The sequence below is a fragment of the Streptomyces recifensis genome, from assembly GCF_002154615.1.
GTDB classification, from domain to species: domain Bacteria; phylum Actinomycetota; class Actinomycetes; order Streptomycetales; family Streptomycetaceae; genus Streptomyces; species Streptomyces griseoluteus.
On sequence record NZ_MUNH01000725.1, the window covers coordinates 1 to 3,300 of the forward strand.

The following is a 3,300-nucleotide window of genomic DNA, read 5'->3' on the forward strand; positions in this document are numbered from 1 at the left end:
TCCTCGGGCAGCGGGAGGAGGGTGTGCCAGCGGCGGTCGGAGAGCATCCGCGCCTGTTCCCGCAGGTGCCGGGCGACGATCTCGCCCTCGGCGTCGCGCCAGGTGTCGGTGGTCAGCAGGGCCCAGACGTAGTCGGCGGAGTAGCCGGTGGCGGCGGGGCGTCCAGGGGTCCGGCGGGTGAGGCCGAGGACGCCGTCGCTGTCGCCGGAGTCGTCGAGCGCGTGGTGGGCGCGCAGGGCGGCGACGACGGCCTGGTGGCGGGCCTTGGAGGTCTCGATCGGCCCGGCGGCCTCCAGCGCGCGGGCGAAGCACTCCAGGGCGTCGGCGAGCGCGAGACGCTGGAGCCGCTGCGGCTGGAGGGAGTTGGGCAGGCAGACCAGCCAGGCGACGGCGGCGCCGAGCGCGGTGAGCGCGGTGTGCGGCAGCACGTCGGTGAGGGCGGGCGTCCCCTCGGCGGTGACGGCGAAGGCGACCAGGATCAGTACGGCCCCGAGGCCCCGCAGCCCGGCGTAGTCACAGCCGAACTTGGCGAGTCCGGCGACCGCGGCCATGCCCACCACGGCGGCGAGCCCCTGGTTCCAGGGGCCGGAGGGGCCCACCCAGACCGCGAGCAGCGAGCCGGACCCCACGGCGGCCGTCATCGCCAGGGCGACCAGCGCGAGCACCCGCAGCCGGCTGCGGCGGCGCAGCGGGAGGCTGCGCTCGAAGGTGATGGTGAAGGCGCCGAGGGCCGGGAAGACGGCGAGGCTCGGGTGGCCGAGCAGCACCAGCGGCAGGGTGGGCAGCGCCATGGTGAGCGCGGCCCGCAGCGCGAAAGGGAGCGCCCCGCTGACCTTGGCCATGGCGAATGAGCCGCGTGGCGAGAGAACACGGGCCAGTCCAGCGATGAGCTGAGAGGTGTTGCCGCGTTTCATAGATCACTAACTCTAGCAAATCGGGGAGGGTCAAGCGCCCTCGCGCATTTCACTCGGTGAATTGCCGGACAATTCCGGAGGCAAGTCCGGCACGGCGTGAATTCGCCTACGGTCTTCACCCGGCGGAAGTGGCCCTCGAACCGTCCGGGTTCCACCCGGAGGCCGTCGGTGGACAGGGGCCCCGGCCGGACGGCCCGCTGGGCCGATTGGCTTTTCGGTCAGCGGTCGGGTACACCCATGACGTGCTGTTTCGCCAACTCGAATACCTCGTCGCTCTCTCGAGGGAGCACCATTTCGCGCGCGCCGCCCAGGCGTGCTCCGTCTCCCAGCCCGCGCTCTCCGAGGCGATCCGGAAGCTGGAGGACGAGCTTGACGTGCCGTTGGTCCGACGCGGCCGCAAGTACGAGGGGCTCACCCCGGAGGGCGAGCGCATCGTCGTGTGGGCGCAGCGGATTCTCGCGGACCGTGACGCGCTGCGGGACGAGGTCGGTGCCCTGCGCTGCGGGCTCAGCGGCCGGATGCGGATCGGCTCGGTGCCGACCGCGTCCGCGGCCGTCTCGCTGCTGACCGGTCCGTTCTGCACGGAGCATCCGCTGGTCACCGTGGAAGTGATAGCGGACCTCCAGTCCCAGGACATTCTCCGCCAGCTGCAGAATTTCGAGATCGACGCCGGAATCACGTATCTGCCGGAAGAACTCTCGGGGAGTTTCCACGCCATTCCGCTCTATGAGGAACGTTATGTGCTGCTGATCACCGCGGCCGACGGTCTGGCGCACCGGTCGACGGCCACCTGGGCGGAGGCCGCCCGGCTCCCGCTGTGCCTGCTGAACGAGTCGATGCAGGGCCGCCGGGTGCTGGACGACGTGTTCGCCAAGGCCGGGGCGAAGCCGACGCCCCGGGTGGAGACCGACTCCGTCGCCGCGCTGTTCGCGCACGTCAGGACCGGCCGTTGGGCGAGTGTCGTGCCGCACGCCTGGCTGCACGTGTTCGGTGTGCCGCACGGCATGCGGGCGGTGCCGCTGGTGGAGCCGGACTGGACGGTGCCGGTGGGCCTGGTGACGACGTCCCAGCAGCCGGGGTCGGTGATGGCCCGCGCGCTGACCGAGGTCGCCACGGCGACGGACGTGGCCGGCGCCCTGGAGCGGCTGCCCGGCGGTCCCGCGCTGCCGCCGGCGTGACGTCCGTGGCCGCGCCCGTTCGGGCGCGGCCGCCAGGGCCGGTCAGGCGACGGGCTGCGGCTCCAGGCGTTCGGCGCCGGTGTAGACGTTCATCGAGTCGCCGCGCAGGAAGCCGACCAGGGTCAGGCCGCTCTCGGCGGCGAGGTCGGCGGCGAGCGAGGACGGGGCGGAGACGGCGGCCAGCATCGGAATGCCGGCCATGACCGCCTTCTGGACCAGCTCGAACGAGGCCCGGCCGCTGACCATCAGGACGCAGCCGCGCAGCGGGAGCATCCCGGAGCGCAGGGCGTGCCCGACGACCTTGTCGACGGCGTTGTGGCGGCCCACGTCCTCGCGCAGGCAGAGCAGTTCGCCGTCGGCGGAGAAGAGCCCGGCCGCGTGCAGGCCGCCGGTGCTGTCGAACACCTTCTGCGCGGCGCGCAGCTTCTCGGGCAGGGTCGCCAGCATCTCCGGGCTCATGCGCAGCTCGTCGTCGGCGACGGACCAGGCGGCGACGGTCCGTACCGCGTCCAGGCTGGCCTTGCCGCACAGGCCGCAGGAGGACGTGGTGTAGAAGTTGCGCTCCAGGGAGGCGTCGGGGGCCTCGACGCCGGGGCCGAGCACGACGTCGACCACGTTGTAGGTGTTGCTGCCGTCGTCGGTGGCGCCCAGGCAGTAGCGGATGCCGGCCACGTCGGTCTCGGCGTGCGCGACGCCCTCGCTGACCAGGAAGCCGGCGGCGAGGTCGAAGTCGTCGCCGGGGGTGCGCATGGTCACCGTGAGCGGGCGGCCGCCGACGCGGATCTCCATCGGCTCCTCGGCCGCCAGGGTGTCCGGTCGGTGCGAGGACGCGCCGTCCCGGATGCGGAGCACTCGACGCCGCACGGTCACTCGTCCCATGGTCTTCTTCCTCTCCTCGGGCTCCGGGCCGGGGTGTGGTCGCCGCCGGAGCCGGTGTGTGCCGGTGGGTGGGGTCGGCTGGTCGGGGCGGCGGCCGGGCCAAGGCCCGGGCCCGCCGGGGTCGGCTCCTGTGGTGACGGCATACAGCGGTGGCGTGGGAAATCCACTCTAGGTGACGCCGTGGCACGAGGAGAGGGCGGAAGTACTGGCGTGGCGGCCCGGCCCCAGGGCCTCTCGTTTGGATCTTGCCGGGCTCGCGGGGTCCGGCACCGCGCCTTGCGGCGTTGTCGTCGGTTGCCATGGCTCCGCCATGTCGCCCTCCTCCGCCT

Annotated in this window: 2 protein-coding genes and 1 pseudogene; 1 reads left to right on the top strand and 2 read right to left on the bottom strand. The window is 72.8% G+C overall.

The window, feature by feature from the left end; genetic code table 11:
* Positions 1-842, bottom strand: a pseudogene (locus CCN33_RS28900) (FUSC family protein); the annotation flags it as partial.
* Positions 843-1,156: 314 nt separating this feature from the next.
* On the opposite strand from CCN33_RS28900, the gene CCN33_RS28905 reads away from it, so the two are divergent.
* On the top strand, positions 1,157-2,092 hold the full coding sequence (locus CCN33_RS28905) for a LysR family transcriptional regulator (RefSeq protein ID WP_086696332.1): 936 nt from the start codon (positions 1,157-1,159) through the stop codon (positions 2,090-2,092).
* Positions 2,093-2,134: 42 nt separating this feature from the next.
* Here CCN33_RS28905 and fdhD read toward each other — a convergent pair whose 3' ends face one another.
* Complete coding sequence (gene fdhD / locus CCN33_RS28910) at positions 2,135-2,971, bottom strand: formate dehydrogenase accessory sulfurtransferase FdhD (RefSeq protein ID WP_086696333.1); 837 nt, start codon at positions 2,969-2,971, stop codon at positions 2,135-2,137.
* Positions 2,972-3,300 lie beyond the last annotated feature (329 nt).

Bases quoted from the DNA above. Each gene is read 5' to 3' on its own strand.
- fdhD (WP_086696333.1), bottom strand. From the start codon at position 2,971: ATGGGACGAGTGACCGTGCGGCGTCGAGTGCTCCGCATCCGGGACGGC.